This is a genomic window from Sorangium sp. So ce834, assembly GCF_051521425.1.
Classification (GTDB): domain Bacteria; phylum Myxococcota_A; class Polyangia; order Polyangiales; family Polyangiaceae; genus Sorangium; species Sorangium cellulosum_D.
Genome location: NZ_CP150351.1, coordinates 1,777,947 through 1,800,882, shown reverse-complemented (window position 1 = coordinate 1,800,882; position 22,936 = coordinate 1,777,947). Strand labels below are relative to the sequence as shown.

The following is a 22,936-nucleotide window of genomic DNA, read 5'->3' as shown; positions in this document are numbered from 1 at the left end:
GCGGGGGCGGCCTGCTCCCGCGCTCCGCGCCGAGGTTTCGGCGAGCGGGCCGCGCGAAAGCTTTGGTAGAGTCCGCGGGTGGTCGACCCCTCGAGCCCTTCCCATCAGCTCGTGGGCGCCGTGCTGAACGGGCGCTTCCGGCTCGTGCGTCTCCTCGGCGAGGGCGGCATGGGCGCCGTCTACGAGGCCGACGGGCTGCGCGGCGAGGGCAAGCGCGCGATCAAGGTGCTGCACCCCGAGTTCACGCAGGAAGAGCAGGTCCTGCACCGCTTCTTCGCCGAGGCGGAGGCGACGAAGGGGTTCGTCCACCAGAACATCGCCTCGGTCTTCGAGGCGGCCCGCGCCGAGGACGGCACGCCCTACCTCGTCATGGAGCTCCTGCAGGGCGTCCCGCTCGCCGCGTACATCGACACGGGCAACCCCATCCCGCCGCAGCAGGCCGTGCCGATCATCCACGAGGTGCTCCAGGCCCTCATGGCGGCGCACGGCCACAAGGTGATCCACCGCGATCTGAAGCCGGAGAACCTGTTCCTCGTGCGCGATCCGCGCGGCGGCTTCCGCGTGAAGCTGCTCGATTTCGGCATCGCGAAGGTGATGGACGCGGCCGGCGGCATGGGCCTCAAGACCCGCGCCGGCACGCTCCTCGGCACCCCCGGCTACATGAGCCCCGAGCAGATCAAGAACGCGCAGGGCGTCGACGCGCGCACCGACCTCTGGAGCGTCGGCGTGATCTTCTACGAGATGCTCACCGCGACGCAGCCGTTCCCCGCCGAGAACGAGTTCGCGCGGCTCACCGCCGTGCTCGCCAAGGAGGTGCGCCCGATCGAGCAGGTCGCGCCGCACCTCGCCGCCTGGAGCCTCTTCTTCCAGCGCGCCCTCTCCAAGGACGTGAACGGGCGCTTCCAGACGGCCGAGGAGATGGCGCAGACGCTGAGCGCCGTCGCGCACCGCACCGGCATCGCGACGCCCGGCGCGTGGGCCGATCCGCAGGCGTCGCTCCCGCCGCCGCACCACCTGCCCTCGCTGCCGCCGCCGGCGCATCCGCACCCGCAGCTGCACGCGTCGCAGCTGCACGCGCCGCAGCCGCCGTCGCAGCTGTACGCGCCGCAGCCGCCCTCGCAGCTGTACGCGCCGCAGCCGCCCTCGCAGCTGCCCCCGCCGCCGCACGGGCCGAGCGCGACGACGAGCATGCCGGTCGTGCCGAGGCCGGAGTCGGCGCCCCCGCCGCGCCCGACAACGCCGCCGACCCAGACGACCCCGCAGGTGGCGCCCACGGCGTCGTTCGCGGCGCCCCCGGTCCCCGCCGGGCCGACCCACGTCAGCGCGCAGCGGCCGACGGGCGTGCCGACGCTCACGGGCGGCCACTACGACGTGCGGGTCGTGGAGGTCCCCCTCCCCGCCGAGGCCGCGCCCTCGGAGGGCGCCGCCTGGTGGCTCGTCGGGGTCATCGGCCTCGTGTGCCTCGGCGTCGGCTTCGCGCTCGGCGTGCTGGTGAGCGGATGAGCGCCGGAGGCCGCGTCCGCGCCCTGCTCGCCGTCACGTGCGCCGCCTCCGCCCTGGGCGCGCCGCGGCCCACGCGCGGCGACCCGCCCGGCGGCGGCGGCGAGCCCCCCGTGCAGGTCGTCGACCTGCACGTCGACGTGCCCTGGCAGGTCCACTTCAAGGGGCGCGACCCTCGCCTGGGCGAGGGCCACGCCCGCAGCGACACGCTCGTCGCCGGCAACTACCTCGGCATCGTGCTGCCGATCTACCTGCCCGACCGGGCGCGGCCCGAGGGCCCGCGGATCGAGGACGCCAGCGCGGTCCTCGCGACGATCGAGGCGATCATCGCCGCGAGCCCGGTGCTCCTCCCGCTCGGCGCGGCGCGGGCCGAGCCGGGGAAGATCAGCACCTTCCTCTCGATCGAGGGGGCCGGCGCGTTCGCGGAGGACATCGCGCAGATCGACCGGTTCATCGCGCGCGGCGTGCGGCTCATCAGCCCGAGCCACGCGAAGAACACGCGGCTCTCGTCGTCGGCGACCGGCGAGCCGGCCGCGTTCGGGCTGACGGAGCTCGGCAAGCGGTTCTGCGAGCGCGTCTACGCGCAGGGCGCGCTCATCGACGTCTCGCACGTCTCGGACGCCGCGTTCGCGGATCTCGTGCCGATCGCGGCCGCGCACGGCGCGCCGATCGTGGCGACCCACTCGAACGCGCGCGCGGTGGCGAACCGGCCGCGCAACCTGACCGACGAGCAGCTGCGGCTCATCGGGCGGAGCGGCGGGGTCGCGGGGCTCAACTTCCACGCGCCCTTCGTGAACGGCACGAACGAGGCGGACCTCGACGACGTGCTCGCGCAGGTCGAGCACATGGTCCGCGTGGCCGGCGTCGATCACGTCGCGATCGGGTCGGATTTCGACGGCGGCATCATCCCGACGAAGGGGCTCGACGACGCGTCGGCGGTGCCGGCGCTCGCCGCGCGGCTCCGGCAGCGCGGGATGTCGCGCGAGGACGTGGTGAAGATCTTCTCGCAGAACGCGCTGCGCATCCTCGGCTGGCGGCCGCCGGGCGCGAGCGGGGGGCAGCGGCCCAGGTAGGGTCGACCGGCCGCGCGCCGCCTCGGCGATCGTGGTAAGGGCCCCCATGCGCACGGAAGTCGCTCGGTCGCTGCGGGGGCTCGTCGCCCTCGCGGTCGTGGGGGCCATCCCGGGCCTGAGCTGCGCGGAGCTCGGCCACATCGAGGGCGTCGGCGAGGCCGTCTGCCCCGAGCTGCGCGGGCCGGGCGACGTCCTCGGCGCCCAGTTCTCCGCGGACGCGCGGGCGAACGTCAAGGTGCGGACGTTCGTGCAGGCGGCCAAGGACATGGCCGCCGTGTCCGCGGCGATCGAGGCGCAGGTGGCCGACGCCTGCCGCCGGATCGGCGCGGATCTCGGGATCCCGCCCGCGCAGATGGCGCCGCGCGACGAGGCGGGGGGCCAGGCGAGCGGCGCCTGCGGCCCGGTCTCGGCGGCGATCGACGCCATCCTGCGCCAGGGCGCCGGGGTGCAGGTGGCGGTGACGCCGCCGGCCTGCCAGGCGAACGCCCAGGCCGGGGCGCGCTGCAGCGGCGCGTGCGACGTCCAGCTGGATCCGGGGCAGATCGTGGCGCAGTGCGAGCCCGCGCGGCTCTCCGGCTACTGCCAGGGCCGCTGCGCGGGGCGGTGCGAGGGGCGCTGCGCGGGGCAGTGCCGGGGGCAGTGCTCCGCCTACGACGCGCAGGGGCGCTGCGTGGGGTTCTGCAACGGCGAGTGCGACGGCGGCTGCGACGCGACCTGCCACGCGCGGTGCGAGGGCACCTGGCAGGCGCCGCAGTGCGCCGGGATGGTGCGGCCCCCGAGCGCCGACGCCGAGTGCGAGGCGAGCTGCCGCGCGCACGCCGACGTCTACGCCGCGTGCACGCCGGCGCTCGTGCAGGTGCGCGCGTCGTACGGCGCCGAGATGGCCGCGCGGCTCGCGGCGACGCTGCAGGCCAACCTGCCGGCGCTGCTGCACGCCGAGGTGGCGCTCGGGCGCAGGCTCCTCGGCGACGCCCAGACCGTGGTCCAGGTCGGCGCCGCGCTGCCGCGGATCGTGGGCGACGCGGGCGCGCGCGCGCTCGCGTGCGTCGCCGGCGCGGCCGAGGCCTCGACGAGCGCGTCGGTGCGCATCCAGGTGAGCGTGCGCGCGAGCGCGAGCGTCACGGGGCGGGTCGGGGCGACGGGCGGCTGATCCAGCGCGCGCCGTCCGCGCGCCGCGCTCGCCTCCGCGCAGGAAGGCGATCCTTCGCCGCCGGTCCCCCGCGGCACGCGTCGCCCAGGCCCCCGGCTCGTCCGGTCCTGCCCAGGTTTCCGGTCCGCGCCGTCGCCTCGGCCGCCGGGCCGCGCCCGCAGCCTCGCGGCCAGGCGCCGGCCACCGAGGCTTCCCGCCGCGCCATGCGGCTTCATGAGATCCGGGACGGAGCGCGCGCGACGAGGCGCCGAGCTCGGGCGGGACGAGGGGGGAGCGATGATACGAAGAACATTCATCAGGGTGGTCGCTGCAGCCGCGGGGCTCTTGTCCCTCGCCGCGATCCAGGACGCCGCCGCCCAGGAGAGCGTGTTCTCCGCTGGCAACGGCGTCATCTATGGCACCCGGCAGAACGGGGACCTCCAGTGGTATCTCCACCGAGGCTGGCAAGACGGAAAGGCGAGCTGGACCGGCCCGCAGAGCGTCGGGACCGGCTGGAGCTCGTTCACACGCGTGTTCGCGGGAGAAAACGGCGTCATCTACGGCATCCTGCCGAACGGGGACCTCCGCTGGCATCGCCACGACGGCTGGCAAACGGGGACCGTCGACTGGGCCGACGCGCGGACGGTCGGGGCCCGCTGGAACGCGTTCACGCGCGTCTTCTCCGGAGGGCGCGGCGTCATCTACGGTATCCTCCCGAACGGCGATCTCCACTGGTATCGCCACAACGGCTGGCAGACGGGGGCCGTCGACTGGACCGGTCCGCAGAAGGTCGGCACTGGCTGGAACGCGTTCACCCATGTCTTCTCCGGAGGGCACGGCGTCGTCTACGGCATCCTCCCGAACGGCGATCTCCACTGGTATCGCCACAACGGCTGGCAGACGGGGGCCGTCGACTGGACCGGCCCGCAGAGGGTCGGCACGGTCTGGAACTCGTTCGCGCACGTCTTCTCCGGAGGGCGCGGCGTCGTCTACGGCGTCCTCCCGAACGGCGATCTCCACTGGTATCGCCACAATGGTTGGCAGACGGGGGCCGTCGACTGGACCGGCCCGCAGAAGGTCGGTGCTGGCTGGAACTCGTTCCTCTGAGCGCTCGCGCGAGCCCCGCTCACCGGACGATCCTGAAGAGCACGAGCTCGGCGTCCCGGCCTGGACGGAGCGCCACCCGGCAGGGCATGCCCCCCTCATGGCCGGCGCCTCACGCCGGCGGCGCGCCGAGCGCCTGCGGGCGCCGCGCGCCGTCGTCCGCATGGACGGCATGGACGGCGCCGCGCCGGTCGGACTACCCTCCCGCTCCCGCCGGGAGGATCCCATGACCGATCTCGACGACCGCTGTCTCGATACGTTCCCCGAGTGGCTGCGCAGCCTCGCCTCCGACGCCACGGACCTGGCCGGGCTGCTCGCCTCGCCGGACAGCCCGGAGGCGGCGCGCCGCTCGCTCGCGGCCGGCCTGAACTACCTCTTCAAGTCGCTCGACCTCATCCCGGACGGCATCGAGGATCTCGGCTTCCTCGACGACGCCTTCGTGCTGCGCGTCGCGGCCTCCTTCGCCGCGGCCGAGAGCCAGGAGCTGCGCGACCAGGCGCCGGCCCTCGCGCGGCTCGCGCGCGACGCGGATCTCATCGCCGAGCTGCTCGGCGGCGACTACGCGCGGCTCAAGGGCTACGTGCGCTCGCTGGAGAAGGGCGCCGCGCGCGGCCGCACCGTGGACGACATCCTCGGCGACGAGCAGGTCCGCGCCTCGTTCATGCACGAGATCGCCGGCTGGGCCTCGAGCTACACCGCCCCGACCTTCAGCCGCGACGCGAAGAACCTGATCAAGCTGAAATCGTTCCTCTCCACCAAGCTCCCGACCTGACCGCGCGCGGCCGGCGCGCCGCCGCGCGGCGAGCCGCTGCGGGCGCGCCGCTCGCCGCGGCACGCCCACCCCCCGCGTAGTACATAACGCCCATCACCCCGGAGGACCGCGTCCGATGTCAGCCGCTCCCTGCCTCTCCGCGCTGCTCGCCGCGCTGCTCGCCGCGGGCTGCGACGCCGATCGCCCCGCCTCGACGGCGCAGCGGCCCGCGCCCGCCGCCACCTCGGCCGCGCCCGACCGCGCCGCCGCCTCGCCCGCGCCGCCGCCCGACACGGATCGCTCCTACGCCTACCCGGCCGCCGAGCGCGTTGTGGCCATCGGCGACGTCCACGGCGACCTCGCGGCCACGCGCGCGGCCCTGCGGATCGCGGGCGCGATCGACGGCTCGGATCGCTGGATCGGCGGCAAGCTCGTGCTCGTCCAGACGGGCGACGAGATCGACCGCGGCGACGGCGAGCAGGCGATCGTCGACCTCTTCGACCGCCTCGCCGTCGAGGCGCGCGCGGCCGGCGGCGCCGTGTACGCGCTGAACGGCAACCACGAGGTCATGAACGTCCAGCTGGACTTCCGCTACGTCACCGAGGGCGGCTTCAAGGACTTCGAGGACGTGCCCGGGCTCGACGCCTCGTCCCCGCGCTTCGCGCCCGTGCCGGCCCCCGCGCGCGCCCGCGCCGCCGCGTTCTTCCCCGGCGGCGTCTACGCCAAGAAGCTCGCGGCGCGCGACGTGATCATCACCGTCGGCGACACGGTCTTCGCGCACGGCGGCGTGCTCCCGTCGCACACGCGCTACGGCGTCGCGCGGATCAACCGCGAGGTGCGCGCGTGGATGGAGGGGAAGAGCCCGTCCGCGCCGGCCGTGATCGCGGCCGAGGACGGCCCGGTGTGGGCGCGCCTCTACTCCACCGATCCGGCGCCGACCCCGGGCTCGAGCCCCTGCGCGGCGCTCGACCAGACCCTCGCGGCCATGTCCGCGAAGCGCATGGTCGTCGGCCACACGGTCCAGAGGAACGGCATCACCTCGGCCTGCGGCGACAAGGTCTGGCGGATCGACGTCGGGATGGCCGCGCACTACGGCGGAAAGCCGGCGGCGCTGGAGATTGCCGGCGACACCGTGCGGATCTTGACGGGCGAGGCGACGGGCGCGAACAGCTCGAGCGGCGAGAAAAAGTAGACGTTCTCGTGAGAAAATCGCATCGCTGTTTACAACACGTTCTCGCGCGCCAGCTGCAGCGAGCGCGGCAGGAGGCGCGGGTGGCGCGAGCAGCGCGAGCGGCGCAAGAGACGCAGGGCGCGCCGCGCGCCGGATGGGCCATCGACGCGAACGACGCGAACGACGCGAACGACGCGAACGACGCGAACGACGCGAATGACGCGAATGACGCGAATGACGCGAGCGGCACAAACGGCACGAACGACGCGGCGGCGCGAACAGCGCAGCGGCGCAAACAGCTCGGACAGCGCGAGAAGCGCCGCGGCGCCCGTCTGCTCCATTGACGGGCGCCGCGCGGACCGGATAACGTCGATGGCAAACTGGGGCTCTTCGATCCCCAGGGGAAGGGAATCAGATGCCTGAGCGTCCGCTCGCGCTGATCCACGAGGCGAATCGGAGCAACGGGGAGCCCCCCCTGGCGTCCGGCGAGCAGCGCCTCCCCCTCCCGGCTCCTCGTGTCGCACCCGCGCTGCTGCGCCGGTGCCGGCCGCCCGACCGCCGTACAGCGCGGCGCGACGCGGGGAGCGGCTGATGGACGACGACGAGCTGCTGCGCACCTTGACGCGCATCGCGCAGCAGGATCCGCCGGGCGATCCGCGCCGGCGGAAGCTCGGCGAGGAGGCGCGCCCGGACGACGCGCGGAGCGCCCAGCGAGACGACGCGGACGCCGCGAAGACCGCGGAGCCCGCAGACCCCGCGGCGTCCACCGCGGGCGCAGGGCGCGAGGGGCGCGGGGCGCGGGTGCCCCTCGACGACGAGACCCGCGCCCGGCTCGCCGACGAGCTGATCGCCCAGCTGCGGGACACGCGCGGCGACGCGCCCGCGCCGCCGTCGCTGCCGCGCCCGATGGTCGACCGGAAGTCCGGGATCCGCTTCCGGAGCCCCCACGAGTGGGACGGCGACGCGGACGAGCCGGGCGACGCGGCGGACGCGCCGCCGCTCGGCGCCGACGCCGACTCGCTCAGCGGGACGAGCGCGCCGTCCACCACGGATGCGCCCGTCTGCCGCGCGATCGGCGGCGACTCGGTGCCGCCCGGGGCCTCGGAGCCGCCCCGCGACGCGAGCCCGAGCGCGGCCCCGGCGCAGCCGGCCCAGCGCGCGCCGGACGGGGCGGACGTCGGCGCCCTGGCGCCGCGCCCGGGGCCGCTGCTGGTCCCCGAGCTGGTCGTCGAGCGGCGGAGCGCCCCGCGGGCGAAGATAGGGGCGCGGGTGCGGACCGCCGTGGGCGTGGCCGGCTGGGTCGTGTCGGCGGCGCTCGTGTCGCTGCTCGCGCTGCGCCCTGCGCCGTTCGCGCCCGGCGCCGCCCCGCTCCCCGACTACACGATCGCGACGACCCTCGGCGCCGGCCCGCGGCAGGGCGATCGCGATCCGGGCGCCCCGCGCCGCGTCGGCCGGGGCGCCCGGATCACGATCGCGCTCTCGCCCGACGCGCGCGTGCCCTCGCCGGTCGCCGTGAAGGCGTTCCTGGTGCAGGGCGGGAAGGCGCGCTCGTGGCCCGTCGACATCGAGCTCGACGGCAGCGGCGGCGCGCGCGTGTCGGGCACGCGCGAGGCGCTCTTCAGGGACGTCGCGGCGGGCCCGTGCGAGGTCGTCTTCGTGATCGGCCAGCCCGGGTCGCCGCCGGTCGACGCCGAGGCGCCGCCCGACCAGGCCGCCGTCCAGCTCGCGGGCGGCCGGCTCCTCCGGCAGCGATTGTTCCTTGACTGACCGCCACTTGGACTAAGGAGAAAGGCTGTCCTTCCCGGCGGGCGGCGCGCGCCTTGCTCGCGGACCGGCGGCGCGCGCGGCGCCGGCCCGCGCAGGGAGGAGCAGAGGTCAGCACGCATGAATCGACGGATGTTCAAGAGCAAGATCCACCGCGCGACCGTGACCCACGCGGATCTGCACTACGAGGGCAGCGTCACGATCGACGCGGACCTCCTGGAGGCCGCCGACATCCTGCCCTACGAGGCGGTCGACATCTGGAACGTGACGCGCGGCTCCCGGCTGACGACCTACGCGCTCGCGGGGGCGCGCGGCTCCGGCGTCGTGTGCATCAACGGCGCCGCGGCGCACCTCAACCAGCCCGGCGATCTCGTCATCATCGCCACGTTCGCGGACATGGACGAGGCCGAGGCGCGGCGGCACGCGCCGCGCGTGCTCCGCGTCGACGGGCAGAACCGGCCGCTCGCCGACCAGCCGCCCGAGGCGCCGGGGCCGCTCGCGCCGGCGGCGCCGCCCGCTGCCCAGCCGGGCGCTGCCCAGCCGGGCCCCTCGCCCGAGGCGCCGGCGCCGCGCGCGCCGAACTGAGCGCGCGTCACCCGGCGTGCGGCAGCGCCCGCGCCACCGGCGCGCGGGCCAGCCGGACGAAGCGCATCGAGAGCACCCCCGCGACGGCGATGAGCCCCGCGGTGAGCCCGAACCAGAGGCCGCGGACGCCGAGGTCGAGCCCGAAGGCGAGCCCGATCGACAGCGGCAGGCCGAAGCCCCAGTGCGCGCCGAGGTTGGCCCAGAAGGGGAACCGCACGTCGCCCGCCCCGCGCAGCGCGCCGGCGGCGACCGCCTGCACGCCGTCGAACAGCTGGAAGAGCGCGGCGATGCGGAGCAGCGGGACGCCGATGGCGAGGACGTCGGCGTCCGGGGTGAACGCGCCGATGAGGGCGCGGGGGAAGGCGGCGTAGGTCGAGGCGCTCACGCACATGACGCCGGCGCCGAGCAGCACGCCGAGCACGCCGGGGCGCAGCGGCGATCGGCCGGCGCCGACCGCGTGGCCCACGCGGACGGCGGTGGCGCCGCCGACGCCGATGGCGCCCATGAACGCGAAGGAGGCGAGGCCGATCGCGATCTGGTGCGCCGAGACAACGGTCGCGCCGAGGCGCCCGGCGAGCAGCGCGGTCATCCCGAACACGCCGACCTCGGCGACGAGCTGCAGCCCGATCGGGACGCCGAGCCGGTAGATCACCGCGACCGGCACGGCGCCCTCGCCCGCCTCGTCGCGGCGCGGGGCCGCGCGCCGGCGCCGCGCCGCGACGAGCACGATCGACGACAGCACGGCGCTGGCGAGGCTCGCGGCGAGCCCTGCGCCGAGCGCGCCGAGCTGCGGCAGGCCGAGCGGCGGGAGGCCGATCCAGCGCAGCGCCTCGTCGCCGCGGACCATCAGGTTGCAGGCCACGAGGTTGACGGCGTTCGCCGCGACGACGGCGACGAGCGCGGGCCGCGTCGCGCCGTGGGCCTGGAGGAAGCTCTTCCCGGCGAGGAAGACCGGCCAGAGGAAGATCCACAGCGCGTGGCCGACGATGTACCGGCGCACGCCGGGGACGAGCCCCGGGTCGACGCCCATGGGGGCGAGCGCGAAGGTCGCCGCGAGCGCGGCCCCGAACGCGACGACGCTGACGAGCAGGCTCGCGCGCAGGGTCGCGCGGAGCGCCGCCCACGCCTGCCCCGGGCGGCCGGCGCCGATCGCCTGCGACGCGAGCGGATCGACCGCGGCCGAGACGCCGATCCCGAGCGCGTTGCACGTGTGGACGAGGGTCCTGCCCATCGCGCAGGAGGCGAGCTCGTTCACCGAGACGCGCCCCACGATGGCGACGTCGACGAGCGTCATCGCGACGAGCCCCGCCTGCGCCACCGCGATCGGCAGCGCGAGGCGCGTGAGGGCGCGCAGCTCGGACCGCGCGCTGTCGGCGGCGAGAGGGGCGGAAGCGGGGTTCACGGGGGCACCGGCGTCGAAAAGGGGCGCCACCATAGCGCGCCGGGGTGGGAGCGCTCGCCGGAGGTGGGACAAGCATCCAAAAACCTAGTACTTACGAAAACTTACAGCGACGCAGACGAGCCGACTCGAGAAGAGAAGAAGAAAAAAAACGCAAAGGCGCAAAGGCGCAAAGGCGCAGAGGGAGAGAGATAGAACCTCTCCCAGCTCCGGGCGTCGTCTTGGACAGAGAAAACATTTCCGAGCTCCTGCCGCCGTGCGCCCAGCAGCGCCCAATCATTTCTCTCTCTTTTTTGCGCCTTTGCGCCTTTGCGCCTTTGCGTTTTTTCTTCTCGTTCCCGCCGCGCGTCGCTCCACCGTCTTCGCGCCGGCGCCTCACCAGGCGAGGTGCGCCCGCCCGTCGAGGTACACGCGCTCCGCCTCCGCGAGCCCCGTCGACTCGACCTCCACCACGCGCAGGATCCCCGTCGCGGGCCCGAGCATGACGTCGCGCCCCGCCTCGAAGCGCTGCGCCCGGACCAGGGCGCGGTAGGCCTTGTCGAGCAGGAGCGCCCGATCGCGCGACGGCGCGACGAGGTACGCGAGATCGCGGTCGCCGCCGGGCGCGCCGCGCCGCACCTCCGCCTCGTCGAGCGCGCCGCCGGGGAAGAAGCGCGCGAGCATCTCGGCGTTCCCGCGGTAGTCGTCGGCGCCGCGGGCGCGGCGAAGGTAGGTCAGGACCTCCGGCTCCGCATGGCCGGCCTGCGGCACGTCGGGCATGCCGCGCAGGTCCTGGTGCCGCCAGCCGGCGGCGCCGGGCACCTTGCGCGCCAGCGAGAAGGTGTGGTCCACCGCGACGCCCACGGCGCCGTGGCAGCCCATGCACGCGCGGTGCTCCTCCGCCGTCTGCAGCCGCAGCCGGCCCCGCTCGTCCTCGATGAACGCCTGGATCTGCCAGCCGAACGCGTTCCGAAGGCCGACCTCGGGCCCGCCGGCGTGGAACGGCGGCTGCCCCTCCGCCTTCTCCTCGGCCTCGCGCTCGTACGCGCGCGCGATCGCCCAGTCGTCCGGCGCCTCGACCTTGCGCGCATAGCGCAACTCCTTCATCCGCGCCGACAGCAGCGTCGGGCGGTCCGGATCGAGGTACCGCACCGAGTGCAGGAGCTCCGCCCCGCGCGGGTAGAGCCACGCGCGAACAGGGACGCCGGCCGCCCCGCCGGCGTACCGCGCGGGGAGGCGAACGACGCGCGTCACCGCCGGCTCGAGCGCGCCGTCGCCGTCGAGGTCGAATCCGGCGAGGAGCTCGCTCACCGGCTCGACCTCCCGCCCGGCGGGCGCCTCCGCGGGCGGCGCCGCGCCCCCCACGGAGAGCGGCGACGGGGACGCGATCGCGGCCTCGAGCAGCGCGAGGTTCAGCTTGTAGACCTCGCGCGACGGCGCGCCGGAGGCGTCCTCGCGGAACGCGGCCGGCAGCCGGAGGAACACGTCGCCGGCGCTGCCGTTCGTGGGCCAGAAGCTCCCCGGGAACGGCTTGTACCGCACCGCCCGGAAGCCGCTCCCGTCGCGCGCGAAGCCCTCGTCGTCGAAGCCGGCCTCGAGGTCGAGATCCGGCACGTAACCCGGGTAATCCGGGCGGCCGGCGAGCGCCTTGCGCAGCGGCGCGTAGTTGTCCTCCCGGATGTACTCGAGGATCTCCTCGTCGCTCGTCCGGGCCGCGGCCGCCGAGAGGTCCTCGAGCAGGTTGGTCCAGGGGTTCTTCCGCGCCGCGTCCGAGAAGCTGTACGCCGCCTGGAGGTCGTGATCGGCGAGCGTGTTCGGGCCGCGCCCGATCGTGTGGCACGTCCAGCAGCCGTTCGCGCCGCCGGCCGTCGACGCGTAACACATCGGCGGGATCGACGCCTCGGGGTTGCCCGCGTGCCCCGCGCGCGCCGCCGCGGTGGCGAGCGGATCGTAACCGCCCCCGCCGCAGCGCGCGGCCGCGGCGAGGACGGCGGACAGCGCCGCGATGGCCAGGAGCAAGGACAGCGGGGGTTCGCGGCGAGCACCCACGGAGATCACTCGGGCAGGAAGGTGACCGCGATCACGCTCGACAGGGCGCCGTCGCCCTTCGGCCAGGTGCTGTAGGCGTTCTCGCCGGGGTGCTGCACGGACATGAAGATCGTGCCCATGTCGGGCGCGAACGACGGGCCGGTCGCCTCCGCGTCGCTCGGCAGCGCCACCACGCGGAACGCCTTGCCGAAGCTCGGCTGGGCCACGCCCGCCTGGCCCTCGCGGTGGGCGGGGTCGAGATCGAGGTAGTAGAACGCGTCCGCGTGCGAGGCGACCCCGAAGTTGCCGTCCGTGCCGAACCACACGCCGCCATCGCGATCGAGGAGCAGGTTGTCCGGGCAGGAGGCGTCGAAGTCGCCCTGCGTCTTCGCGCCGTGCCACACCTCGAAATACCGGAACGAGGTCGACGCGCCCGGGTGCGCGGGGTCGGCCTCCTCCAGGGCGAAGATCGAGCCCACGGCGTCCGCGCGCTTCGGGGACGTTGTCGCGTGCGTGGCCGGATCGTAGAGCTTGCCCCCCTGATCGAGCGCCGTCTGGCCCGTGTGGTTGGTGAACGCCACGTAGATCCGCGGCGTGCCGCTCGGGTCCCGCGGGTTCCACTCGATGTCCTCGGGCCGGTTCAGCTCCATGATCCCGACCTTGTTGCTCGCCGTGAACAGCGCGCGCCACACGTCGTAATCGGTCGCGAAGCCGCCGAGGCCGTTCCAGGTCGCGTCGCGCAGCGCGGCGCCGACGGTCCTTGTCGCGTCGCCGAGCGCGGCCGCGTTCGGCGCGACGGCGGCGCTGTCCACCGAGAGCTCGATCCACTGCCCCGCGCCGGGCGCCGCCTCGGTCGGGGCCGCGCCGGTCGCGAGCAGGGTGTTGCCGGTCGTGTTGTCGAGCCCCGCGAGGTGCGCCGCATAGAGCTTGCCCTCGTCGAGCAGCCCGCGGATCTCCGCCCGCGTCATCCCGGCCGTGTAGTTGCCGGCCGTCACGTACTTGTAGATGCGGCCGCCGCGGCGATCGTCGGTCCCGTAGACCACGATCGGCTGGCCCGGCAGGAGCTTCCAGTCGCCGTCGACGGCGAACGTCGCGGCCTCCCAGCGGGCGCGGCCCATGAAGCCGAATTTCTTGTGGCCCGTTCCCGCCTCGGTCTTGCCGTCGTACTCGTCCGCGGGCTTCCCGGGGTCGATCTCGGTGAGGTACCCGTAGTGATCGCGGGGCTGCCTGCCGTTCGGATCGGAGATGCGCCCGAACTCGGCGCTGGTGCTCGCCTCGAAGGCCGGGCTCACCGGCGCGCCCGGGTCGAAGCCCCGGCCGGCGAGGAACTTCTGATCGCCCGACCAATTCGCCTCGAGATCGCCGTAGTAGTCCTGCACGTTCTCCTCGGCGGTGATCACCGTGCCCCAGGGCGTCTGCCCGCCGGCGCAATCGCCCATGATGCCGGCCACGATCCCCTCGGGGAGCGGCGCGCCCGTCAGGTCGTCCTTACCCGGGCCCGAGAGCTCGTGCCCCGCGATCCGGCTCAGCGTCCTGCTGGTCGCGTCGTAGCGAACGGCGCGCGCGCTCCGGTCCACCGACCACGCGCCGGTCGCCGGGTCCTGCACGATCCGGAGCCAGGAGCCGCCGACCTCCTTCTTTTCCCAGCGGATGTACGTGTCGACGTCCGCCTGCGCCCAGACGTTCGCCTCGACGTCGTTCGCGAGGACGCCGAGCTTCTTCAGGTGCCGCGCCAGCGTGAGGTGCTGCCCGGTCGGCGCCGAGCTGGCCGTCGGGCTCTTTCCGGAGACGTACTCGTGGTTGACCCAGAGCCAGCCCGCGCTGCCGGAGCCGTTCCATTGCGGCGCGTTGCCCGCGGCGGCGGACCACCCCTCGCCGAAGAAGGCGGTGTAATCGTTGTTGGCGCCGAACCGGGGCGCGTCCGGCGCGGTGCTGAAGGTCAGCGGATCGAGCCAGGTCACCACGATGTCCGAGCGCACCCCGGCGAGCGTCCGGATGGTGTCGGTCGCGGCCGCGTGGAGCGGGAACTGCTCGCCCGCGGGCAAGGCGCCGGCGGCGAACATCTCCACGCGCTCCTTCACGTAGCCCGCGATGTTCGCGGCGCTGGTCCACGGGACCGCGTCCTCGCCGTCCTCGCCCTTGGGCCCGGGCGGCCCGTCCTGGCCCGGCGCCCCGTCCTCGCCGTCCTCCCCGTCCTGGCCCGGCGCGCCGTCCTCGCCCGGCGCGCCGTCCCCGCCGTCGTCGCCCTTGGGCCCGGGCGCGCCGTCCTCGCCATCCTGCCCGTCCTCGCCGTCCTTGCCATCCAGCCCCGGCGCGCCGTCCTCGCCGTCCTTGCCATCCAGCCCCGGCGCGCCGTCCTCGCCGGGCGGGCCCTGCTTCCCATCCTCACCACAACCGCCTGCGCTCGCGGCAAGGCCGCTCGCGAGCACCAGAAGCAACGCCGTCCTCAGGGTCCGCCTCGTCATCATCGCATCTTCTCCGCGGGGTAATGGGCGGAGACGATGCCTGCCCACCGTGGCGCCCCGATGCGACGATTGCGACGAGTTCTTGTCAGAGGTCGCGCGGATCGCGGGGCGCGACGGCGCGCGCTCCGCCGCGCGGCGCTCGAAGCGCGCCATCACCGTGGGCGTGGGCACCGTGGGCGTGGACACCGTGGGCGTGAGCACAGCGGGCGTGGGGCACCGCGGGCGTGGGGGCGAGCTCACATCGGAGGCGCCGCGCGCGCCTCGTCGGCGCGGCGCTACTCGTCGTCGTCGTCGGGCACGACGACGTCTTGATCGAAGCGCGCGCGCGCCTCGAGCAGCTCCTTGTCGGAGATCCAGGTGCGCTCGCAGCCCTGGAGCGGCGCGACCTGGTAGACGTCCTTGCGCTGCTCACCGTGCCCGTCGTCAAGGACCCGGACTACCTCGTGATGGAGGCCGCAAGAGGGGCAGAGCGCTCGCATGAGGGGTCACTATAGTGCGGCCGCGCTGGGTGCAAGACCCTCCCCCGGCGCGCCCGTGGACGGGCGGCGGGGGAGGTCAGCGCGGGGGAGAGGGGGCGCGGTGGCCCGGGAGGAGGGACGCCCGGCTCAGGCCGTGGCGTTGGCGCGGACGGCGGCGGTCTTCTCGGCGTCCGACTTGATGCGCATCCCGTAGAAGGAGCGGTACACGAACACCATCGAGAGCACGAAGAAGATGCCCGCGAGCACGAGGCTCGTCGTGCGGTCGATCTCGATCGCCAGCTCGACCGCGAGGAGGCCGAACAGGGTCGTGAACTTGATGATGGGGTTCATCGCGACCGACGAGGTGTCCTTGAAGGGGTCGCCCACGGTGTCGCCGACGACCGTCGCCGCGTGGAGCGGCGTGCCCTTCTCCTTGAGCTCCACCTCGACGAGCTTCTTCGCGTTGTCCCAGGCGCCGCCGGCGTTCGCCATGAAGATCGCCTGATACAGCCCGAAGAGCGCGATGCTGATGAGGTAGCCGATGAAGAAGAACGGCTCGAGGCAGGCGAAGGCGAGCGTCGAGAAGAAGACGCCGAGGAAGATGTTGAACATCCCCCGCTGCGCGTACTGCGTGCAGATCTCGACGACCTTCTTGCTGTCGGTGATCGAGGCCTTCTCCACGCCATCGAGGCGGATGTTCGCCTTGATGAACTCGACCGCGCGGTAAGCGCCCGTCGAGACCGCCTGGGTGGACGCGCCGGTGAACCAGTAGATGACCGCGCCGCCCGTCACGAGGCCGAGCAGGAACGGCGGGTGGAGCAGCGAGAGCTTGTCCACGTTCGTCGTCAGCTTGTTCGTGAGCACGACGATGATCGAGAAGATCAGCGTCGTCGCGCCGACGACCGCCGTCCCGATCAGCACCGGCTTCGCCGTCGCCTTGAACGTGTTGCCCGCGCCGTCGTTCTCCTCGAGGTAGTGCTTGGCCTTCTCGAAGTTCGGGGTGAAGCCGAAATCCTTCTTCAGCTCGCCCTCGACGTTCGGGACGTTCTCGATGAGCGAGAGCTCGTAGACCGACTGCGCGTTGTCGGTCACCGGGCCGTACGAGTCGACCGCGATGGTCACCGGGCCCATGCCGAGGAAGCCGAACGCCACGAGGCCGAAGGCGAAGACGCTCTCGGCGATCATGAGCCGATCGAGGCCCTGGGCCGAGAAGAAGTACGAGATGCCCATCAGCACGACCAGGACGAGACCCATCCAGTACGCGCTGAAGTTGCCGGCGGTCAGGCCCGACAGCACGTTCAGCGAGGCGCCGCCCTCGCGCGACGCCTCCACGACCTCGCGGACGTGGCGCGACTCGGTCGAGGTGAAGACCTTGATCATCTCCGGGATGATGGCGCCCGCCAGGGTGCCGCAGGTGATGATCGACGACAGCTTCCACCAGAGCGTCGTGTCGCCCCCGAGGTTCGGGATCATGAACGCCGAGACGGCGTAGGTGAGCCCGACCGACACGATCGAGGTCAGCCAGACGAGGCGCGTCAGCGGGGCCTCGAAGTTCATCTTGTCGGCCTCGGCGTAGGACGCCTTCGCGATCGCCTCGTTGAGGAGGTACGAGCCGATGCTCGCGAGGACCATCACGATGCGCATCACGAAGATCCAGACGAGCAGCTGGACCTGGACGGCCGCGTCGGGGACGGCGAGGAGGATGAACGAGATGAGCGCGACGCCGGTCACGCCGTAGGTCTCGAAGCCGTCGGCGCTCGGGCCGACCGAGTCGCCGGCGTTGTCGCCGGTGCAGTCGGCGATGACGCCCGGGTTGCGCGCGTCGTCTTCCTTGATGTTGAAGACGATCTTCATGAGGTCGGAGCCGATGTCGGCGATCTTCGTGAAGATGCCGCCCGCGATGCGGAGCGCGGAGGCGCCGAGCGACTCGCCGATGGCGAAGCCGATGAAGCACGGGCCGGCGTAGTCGGCGGGGATGAAGAGCAGGATCACCAGCATGAGCATGAGCTCGGTGCTGATGAGGACCGCGCCGATGCTCATCCCGGCCTTGAGCGGGATCGCGTACGTCGGGAACGGCTTGCCCTTCAGGCTCGCGAACGCGGCGCGCGAGTTCGCGAACGTGTTGATGCGCATGCCGAACCACGCGACGCCGCAGCTGCCGGCGATGCCGACGAGGCTGCTCAGCAGGATGACCAGGACCTTCGTGGCCTCCATGTGACGCAGCACGCCGAAGTAGAGGACCATGACCGCGCCGATCAGGACCTCGAGGATCATGATGAACTTGAACTGCGTGACCAGGTACGTCTTGCAGGTCTCGTAGATGAGCTCCGAGATCTCCCGCATCGCGCGGTGCACGGGGAGCTTGTTCAGCTGCGAGAAGATGGCGAGCCCGAACACGAACCCGAGGGCGCAGACGCCGATGCCCCCGAGGAGGAGCGTGCGGCCGTCGATGCCGCCGAAAGACTGGGTGCCTAGGTCGGGGAGGACCAGATCAGATTCGCTCGCGCTGGCGAGCCCGCCGCTGAGCAGCAAGGCGAGCGCAGCCAGGCCGGCCAGCAGCGGTGCGAGCCAGGCCTTTTGGGACCGGATGACGTTCATGGACGGTGTGCCTCCATCGCAAAATCCGAGGCAGAGGACGGCGCCATCGCCGCCCGCTGCTTCGTGGTTCCGAGGGGTTGGCCGCCTGCGTAAAGGGGAAGGGGACCGGCGAGCTGCCGGAGGGGTCTTGCTCTAACGCCGACGCTTCAGCACAGCCTCGTCCCTCAGCGGCCGGTGGTGGCGGGGCGCCAAGAGTTTCCTCCCAAGCCCCCCGCCTCGACCGGGAACGCCGAGGCGCGCGCTAGCTACCATGTGTGGCAGACGCCGTCGAGAGGGTGCGATGCGCGCGCATGACGAGAGCGCTTGTCAGCGCCGCGATGTCAGGAGATCACGTAGGGAGATTGCGTAGGAGGATGGCGCGGAGCGCGGGGAGATCGCGTAGGAGGATGGAGCGGAGCGCGCATTGGCGCGCTCCTTCACCGATTGTCGCGTTCAGCCCTGTTCAGTTGCGCTCGGTCGCGTTGTTCAGCCTCCGGTCCGAGCCGGAGAGCCGCTGATCCGAGCCGGAGTCGGCGTTGGGGCTGGCGTGCGAGGTGAGGAGCTCCGCCACGAGGTCCCGGCATTCCGGCTTGTTGCGGAGGTGGCTGAGGAGCAGGTTCGAGGCCTCGCTGAACGACTTCTCGTAGGCGAGCCCCTCGCGCGTGCGCGCCGCGACGCGCTCGCGCCCCTGCGCGAGGTCCTCCTCGAGCGCCTCGGCGTAGCGGGCGAGCTGGGCGCGGAGCTCGTCGATCTGGCGGCGCAGGTCGCGCGCGTTCGCCTCGCGCGCGTTCTTCTTGTGCTCGTAGCGCCCGAGCTGCTCGCGCTTCGCCTGCGCGGTCGCGCCGGCGGCGCCCGCGCGCTCGTAGACGAGCGGATCGTGGTTGCCCTGGCGGGCCGCCGCGTCGGCGAGCTGGCGGGCGGACAGCGCGAGCTTCTCGGCGGCGGCGAGCTCGACGCGGACCTTCTCGACGTCCTCGCCGTCGGCCATCGCCTCGCGCATCACGCGCGACTCCTCGTGCGCGAGCTCCTCGACCTTGCGGCCGATCTCGGCGCGCAGCGCGCGGCCGCGGCGCTCGAGCGCCTCGAGCTTGCGGGTGAGGCTCGCCACCTCGCCCTCGAGCTTGTTGGCGCGCGCGGCGAGGTCCCAGGCCTGCGCGAGGCCGTTCTGGACCTCCTGCGGCACCTGCCCGGACGGGTAGGCGCGGGAGACCATGCGCGAGAACAGGGCCGCCCGGCTCGCCCACTCGATGACGCCGGCGCTCTGCGGCGGCGGCGGGGGCGGGGGCACCGGGACGCCGTCGCCGCCTTCGACCTCCCACGCGTGGGCCGGGAGCCCGCGCTGGAGCGCCTTCAGCTCCTCCTGGAGGTGGTGGGCGTCGCGGTAGCGCTTGCGGATGTCCTTCTCGAGCAGGCGCAGGACGATCGCCTCGCCCTGCGCGTGCGCGTCGGGGCGGATCGAGCGGGGGCGCGGCGGCGCGTGGGTCCGCTGCATCTCCAGCAGCGTGTCGCGATCGTTCGCGCGGAAGGGGAGCTGCCCGGTGAGCATCTCGAAGAAGAGCACGCCGAGCGCGTAGAGGTCCGACTGCGCCGTCGCCTCCTCGCCGCGGGCCTGCTCGGGCGACATGTACTCGGGCGTCCCGAACACCGCGCCCTTCGGGGCGAGGCGCGGGTCGCGCGCGATGGCGGCGAGGCCGAAGTCGAGGATCTTGACGAAGTCCTTCCGGCCGCCGCGGTGGGTGAGCAGGATGTTGTCGCTCTTCAGATCGCGGTGCACGACGCCGAGGTCGTGGGCGCGCGCGAGCGCGGCGCACATCTGCTCGAGGATGTCCACCGACCGCGCGATCGGCATCGGGCCGCGCGCGAGCTCCGCCGAGAGCGGCGTGCCGACGAGGTACTCCATGACGAGGTAGAGCTCGCCCTCCTCGGTCTCGCCGATGTCGTGGATATCGATGATATGGGCGTGATCAACGCGGTTTGCGGCGCGCGCCTCGCGCAGCATCCACGCGCGGAGATGGGTCTCTCCGCGGAGATCGGGCCGGATGAGCTTCAGGGCGACGACCCGGTCGATCAGCACGTGACGGGCGCGGTAAACGACGCCCATGCCGCCTTCGCCAAGCCGTGCCTCGAGCCGGTACCGGCCGGCCACGACCTTACCGATCAACGGATCGGTGCTCGAAGCCTTGGGACCTGCCGGTCGCTGAATCGCGCGCTCCATGGTGCCTTCGTTTCTCCTCAGCGCTCCCCGGAGAGCCGTTCGCGTCTCTCAGGGGCCTTATTGCGCTGTGCGGTGAGTCGGATCGCTCGCTGAACGTATCCGGTTTGAAACAGCCGGTCTACGGGGCCGCGGTCGGGTGCGGAGGAATCTGGAGCGCGCTCCGCGTGGAGGTGGGGTGGGAGACCGGCGCCGATTGCGCGCTGGTTCAAGCCTCCGCTGTCCGCGGAGCGGGGCGCGCCTCCACGGTCCGCGGGGCCGAGCCGCCGCCCGAGGACGGCCGTGCAGGCGGGGGCGCATCGCCTTGCGGGCGGGCGCTCCCCGGGCGAGGATCGAGGGGCAGGCGACAGACGAAGCGCGCCCCGGCGGGCGCGCCGCAGCGCAGATCTCCAGCGCGGCCGTCCGCGGGGGCGAGGGCGAGCGTGCCGCCGTGCCGCCGGACGATGTCCGTCGAGATGGAGAGCCCGAGGCCGGTCCCGTGCCCTCGCGGCTTCGTGGTGAAGAACGGATCGAAGATGCGCTGCGCGAGGTCGGGCGGCACGCCGGGCCCGCTGTCGGAGATCGCGACGGCCGCCATGTCCTCGTCGATCCAGGTCTCGACGCAGATCACCGGCGCGCCGGGCGGGCCCTCCGCCGCGCCGCCGGCGCCCTCCGCCGCCTCCGCCCCGACCGGCGCCGGCGGCGCGGCGCTCGCCTCCTCCAGCGCCTGGATGGCGTTGACGAGGAGGTTCATGAAGACCTGGTTGATCTCTCCGCTCCGGCAGGTGACGGGCGGCAGGTCGCCGTAGCGCCGGACCACCTCGATGCGCGCCTGGCGGAGCCGCGGGCCGAGCAGGAGCAGCGTCTCCTCGAGCCCGGCGTGCAGATCGACGGGCAGCGGCTCGCCGGAGACGCGCGAGAAGCTCTTCAGGTTGGCGACGATGCGGACGCTGCGCTCGACCGCGCGGTGGACGAGGGTGGAGATGCCGACGAGGTCCTCGAGCGCCGCCTCGGTCTGGAGCTGCTCGCGCAGCGCCTCGAGGGCGCGGCGGCGGTCGTCCGGGAGCTCGCGCTCGGCGGCGCGGTAGGCGTCGAGGACGGCGCGGAGCTCCGCGGCGAGCTCCTCGATCGGCTGGGCGGCGCCGGCGATGGCGTTCAGGGGGTTATAGATCTCGTGCGCGACGCCGGCGACGAGCTCGCCGATGGAGGCGAGCCGCTCGCCCTGGATGAGCGCGGCCTGCGTCCGCTTCAGCTCGGAGAGGGCGCGCGTGAGCTCCGCGGTGCGCGCGGCGACGTTCTCCTCGAGGCCGGCGCGCTCGCCCTCGAGCTCGTCGATCGTCCGGGACAGCGCCTGCCGCATGCGCTCGACGCTCTCGCCGAGGCCCACGACCTCCTTCGGCCCGGACAGCCGCGGCACGGCGGCGCCGAGCTCGCCGCGCGCGACCTCGTCGGCGGCGCGGGCGAGCTGCGCCATCGGCCGCGAGAGCTCGCGCGCCGCCCGCGCGACGACGCCGAGGGCGGCGAGCACGAGGAGGGAGAACGAGGCGAAGAGCGCGGTGATGGCGTTGAAGTCCTCGTTGAACGACGAGCCGGTCGCGAGCGCGCGGTAGAGGCCGATGGAGGAGAAGAGCGAGAGGAGCCCGGTGAACAGGAGCGGCAGCCCGAAGTCGCGGAGCATGCGCCGCCGGAGGGGCGTCGGGGGCGCGCCGCCGCGCTCGGGCGCGCCGGTCCACGCGCGCAGGAGGTCGACGGCCCGCGCGACGGAGTCCCTGTGCCACGCGCGCTGGTAGAACGAGACGCCGAAGGCGAAGAGCGCGCCGAAGCCGAGCTGCATGAGCGCGTCGGCGGCGCTGAAGGGGGCGCCGGGGCGGAAGGTGGCGCCGGGGCGGACGTAGGCGATGCCGATCGCGGTGCACCCGAGCCAGAGCGCGAAGTTCAGGGAGGCGAGGACGTCGGGGAGCCGCTCGGCGCGGGCGAGGCCGCGGGCGAGCAGGGCGCGGTCGCCGGACGGGCCGGCCCGGAGGGCGGCGACGATCGCGTGCGTGGCGGGGCGCACGGCGAAGGTGAAGCCGAGGGTGCCGGAGAGCGCGAGGAGGGGGACGACCTCGAACCACGCCTGGAACACGACCTGGCTCTGGGTGCGGAGGAACGCGACGCAGAAGAGCAGCATGACGTGGCCGCCGACGATGCCGGCGGCCGTGGCCGACTCGGCGAGGCGCGGCCGGAGCGCCGCGGCGAGGGCGCGCGCCGAGGCGGCCTCGGAGGCGCCGCCGTCGGCCGCGTCGGCGCGGAGCAGGCTGCGGTGGATGGCGAGGCGCATGCCGCCGGCCATGACGCCGAAGGCGAGGGCCGTGACCAGGAGGCCGAGCCACGACGGCGGCGTCGCGTGGCCGATCCCGAGCGGGCCGGGCCACGAGGGGGGCCCCGCGGGGGGGCCGCGGAGGGCGAGCGGCGAGACGGCGAGCGGCCACGAGAGGGTGCGGATCGCCGCGGCGATGGCGAAGCCGCGGTCGCCGCGGCGGACGAGCACGCCCGAGAGCGCGGCCGAGAGGGCCATCGAGGCGAGCAGGAGGATCGCCGGCCAGGGCGTGGTGAGGGCCGCGGGGACGACGGCGGAGAGGAACAGGAGGGCCGAGAACAGCTCCCAGCCGGTCGCGACGAGCTCGGCGCGGGCGCGCGGGGTGAGCGGCGCGCGGAGCTTGGGGGGCGGCGGGGTGCTCACGGGGCCGGCGGCATGGAAGCCCAGGGCGCGCGGCTTCGCA

Annotated in this window: 16 protein-coding genes; 9 read left to right on the top strand and 7 right to left on the bottom strand. The window is 73.7% G+C overall.

Annotated elements, in window-relative coordinates:
• Window positions 1–78 precede the first annotated feature (78 nt).
• From WMF20_RS06585 to panD, 9 genes are all read left to right on the top strand, one after another.
• Complete coding sequence (locus WMF20_RS06585; RefSeq protein WP_437611645.1) at window positions 79–1,503, top strand: serine/threonine-protein kinase; 1,425 nt, start codon at window positions 79–81, stop codon at window positions 1,501–1,503.
• On the top strand, window positions 1,500–2,573 hold the full coding sequence (locus WMF20_RS06580; RefSeq protein WP_437611643.1) for a dipeptidase: 1,074 nt from the start codon (window positions 1,500–1,502) through the stop codon (window positions 2,571–2,573). Before WMF20_RS06585 ends, WMF20_RS06580 begins: the two co-directional genes overlap by 4 nt.
• A gap of 46 nt (window positions 2,574–2,619) precedes the next feature.
• Window positions 2,620–3,723, top strand: coding sequence for a hypothetical protein (locus WMF20_RS06575; RefSeq protein WP_437611641.1), 1,104 nt, complete (start codon window positions 2,620–2,622; stop codon window positions 3,721–3,723).
• Between the two features lie 276 nt (window positions 3,724–3,999).
• Window positions 4,000–4,809, top strand: a complete 810-nt coding sequence (locus WMF20_RS06570; protein WP_165373826.1) for a tachylectin-related carbohydrate-binding protein — start codon at window positions 4,000–4,002, stop codon at window positions 4,807–4,809.
• A 223-nt stretch (window positions 4,810–5,032) separates the two neighbouring features.
• Entirely contained in the window at window positions 5,033–5,578 is a 546-nt protein-coding gene (locus tag WMF20_RS06565; protein ID WP_437611639.1) for a DUF1232 domain-containing protein, read from the top strand.
• Window positions 5,579–5,693: 115 nt separating this feature from the next.
• On the top strand, window positions 5,694–6,749 hold the full coding sequence (locus tag WMF20_RS06560; protein ID WP_437611637.1) for a metallophosphoesterase: 1,056 nt from the start codon (window positions 5,694–5,696) through the stop codon (window positions 6,747–6,749).
• An 8-nt stretch (window positions 6,750–6,757) separates the two neighbouring features.
• A complete protein-coding gene (locus WMF20_RS06555) occupies window positions 6,758–7,072 on the top strand; it encodes a hypothetical protein (protein ID WP_437611635.1) in 315 nt (104 codons plus the stop codon).
• Window positions 7,073–7,319: 247 nt separating this feature from the next.
• Entirely contained in the window at window positions 7,320–8,495 is a 1,176-nt protein-coding gene (locus tag WMF20_RS06550; protein WP_437611633.1) for a hypothetical protein, read from the top strand.
• A gap of 117 nt (window positions 8,496–8,612) precedes the next feature.
• The gene (gene panD, locus WMF20_RS06545) at window positions 8,613–9,077 is read left to right on the top strand and encodes an aspartate 1-decarboxylase (RefSeq protein WP_437611631.1); all 465 of its coding nucleotides are present in this window, start codon (window positions 8,613–8,615) and stop codon (window positions 9,075–9,077) included.
• A gap of 7 nt (window positions 9,078–9,084) precedes the next feature.
• Here panD and WMF20_RS06540 read toward each other — a convergent pair whose 3' ends face one another.
• The 7 genes from WMF20_RS06540 to WMF20_RS06510 all read right to left on the bottom strand — a co-directional run bounded on the left by WMF20_RS06540 (window position 9,085) and on the right by WMF20_RS06510 (window position 22,896).
• Window positions 9,085–10,479 carry an MATE family efflux transporter gene (locus WMF20_RS06540; RefSeq protein ID WP_437611630.1) on the bottom strand — a complete coding sequence of 465 codons (1,395 nt, stop codon included), beginning with the start codon at window positions 10,477–10,479 and terminating at the stop codon, window positions 9,085–9,087.
• A 372-nt stretch (window positions 10,480–10,851) separates the two neighbouring features.
• Window positions 10,852–12,474, bottom strand: coding sequence for a hypothetical protein (locus WMF20_RS06535; RefSeq protein ID WP_437611628.1), 1,623 nt, complete (start codon window positions 12,472–12,474; stop codon window positions 10,852–10,854).
• Between the two features lie 35 nt (window positions 12,475–12,509).
• A complete protein-coding gene (locus tag WMF20_RS06530; RefSeq protein ID WP_437611626.1) occupies window positions 12,510–14,951 on the bottom strand; it encodes an alkaline phosphatase PhoX in 2,442 nt (813 codons plus the stop codon).
• A 272-nt stretch (window positions 14,952–15,223) separates the two neighbouring features.
• Complete coding sequence (locus tag WMF20_RS06525; protein WP_061626777.1) at window positions 15,224–15,427, bottom strand: hypothetical protein; 204 nt, start codon at window positions 15,425–15,427, stop codon at window positions 15,224–15,226.
• A gap of 126 nt (window positions 15,428–15,553) precedes the next feature.
• Window positions 15,554–18,004, bottom strand: coding sequence for a sodium-translocating pyrophosphatase (locus WMF20_RS06520; RefSeq protein WP_437611623.1), 2,451 nt, complete (start codon window positions 18,002–18,004; stop codon window positions 15,554–15,556).
• A 442-nt stretch (window positions 18,005–18,446) separates the two neighbouring features.
• Entirely contained in the window at window positions 18,447–20,144 is a 1,698-nt protein-coding gene (locus WMF20_RS06515) for a serine/threonine-protein kinase (RefSeq protein WP_165373825.1), read from the bottom strand.
• A 259-nt stretch (window positions 20,145–20,403) separates the two neighbouring features.
• The gene (locus tag WMF20_RS06510; protein WP_437611621.1) at window positions 20,404–22,896 is read right to left on the bottom strand and encodes a sensor histidine kinase; all 2,493 of its coding nucleotides are present in this window, start codon (window positions 22,894–22,896) and stop codon (window positions 20,404–20,406) included.
• Window positions 22,897–22,936 lie beyond the last annotated feature (40 nt).

Excerpts from the sequence above, each read along its gene's own strand:
- WMF20_RS06575 (WP_437611641.1), top strand. The coding sequence starts at position 2,620 with ATGCGCACGGAAGTCGCTCGGTCGCTGCGGGGGCTCGTCGCCCTCGCG.
- WMF20_RS06565 (WP_437611639.1), top strand. The coding sequence starts at position 5,033 with ATGACCGATCTCGACGACCGCTGTCTCGATACGTTCCCCGAGTGGCTG.
- panD (WP_437611631.1), top strand. The coding sequence starts at position 8,613 with ATGAATCGACGGATGTTCAAGAGCAAGATCCACCGCGCGACCGTGACC.
- WMF20_RS06560 (WP_437611637.1), top strand. The coding sequence starts at position 5,694 with ATGTCAGCCGCTCCCTGCCTCTCCGCGCTGCTCGCCGCGCTGCTCGCC.
- WMF20_RS06580 (WP_437611643.1), top strand. The coding sequence starts at position 1,500 with ATGAGCGCCGGAGGCCGCGTCCGCGCCCTGCTCGCCGTCACGTGCGCC.
- WMF20_RS06570 (WP_165373826.1), top strand. The coding sequence starts at position 4,000 with ATGATACGAAGAACATTCATCAGGGTGGTCGCTGCAGCCGCGGGGCTC.
- WMF20_RS06550 (WP_437611633.1), top strand. The coding sequence starts at position 7,320 with ATGGACGACGACGAGCTGCTGCGCACCTTGACGCGCATCGCGCAGCAG.
- WMF20_RS06530 (WP_437611626.1), bottom strand. The coding sequence starts at position 14,951 with ATGATGACGAGGCGGACCCTGAGGACGGCGTTGCTTCTGGTGCTCGCG.
- WMF20_RS06520 (WP_437611623.1), bottom strand. The coding sequence starts at position 18,004 with ATGAACGTCATCCGGTCCCAAAAGGCCTGGCTCGCACCGCTGCTGGCC.
- WMF20_RS06525 (WP_061626777.1), bottom strand. The coding sequence starts at position 15,427 with ATGCGAGCGCTCTGCCCCTCTTGCGGCCTCCATCACGAGGTAGTCCGG.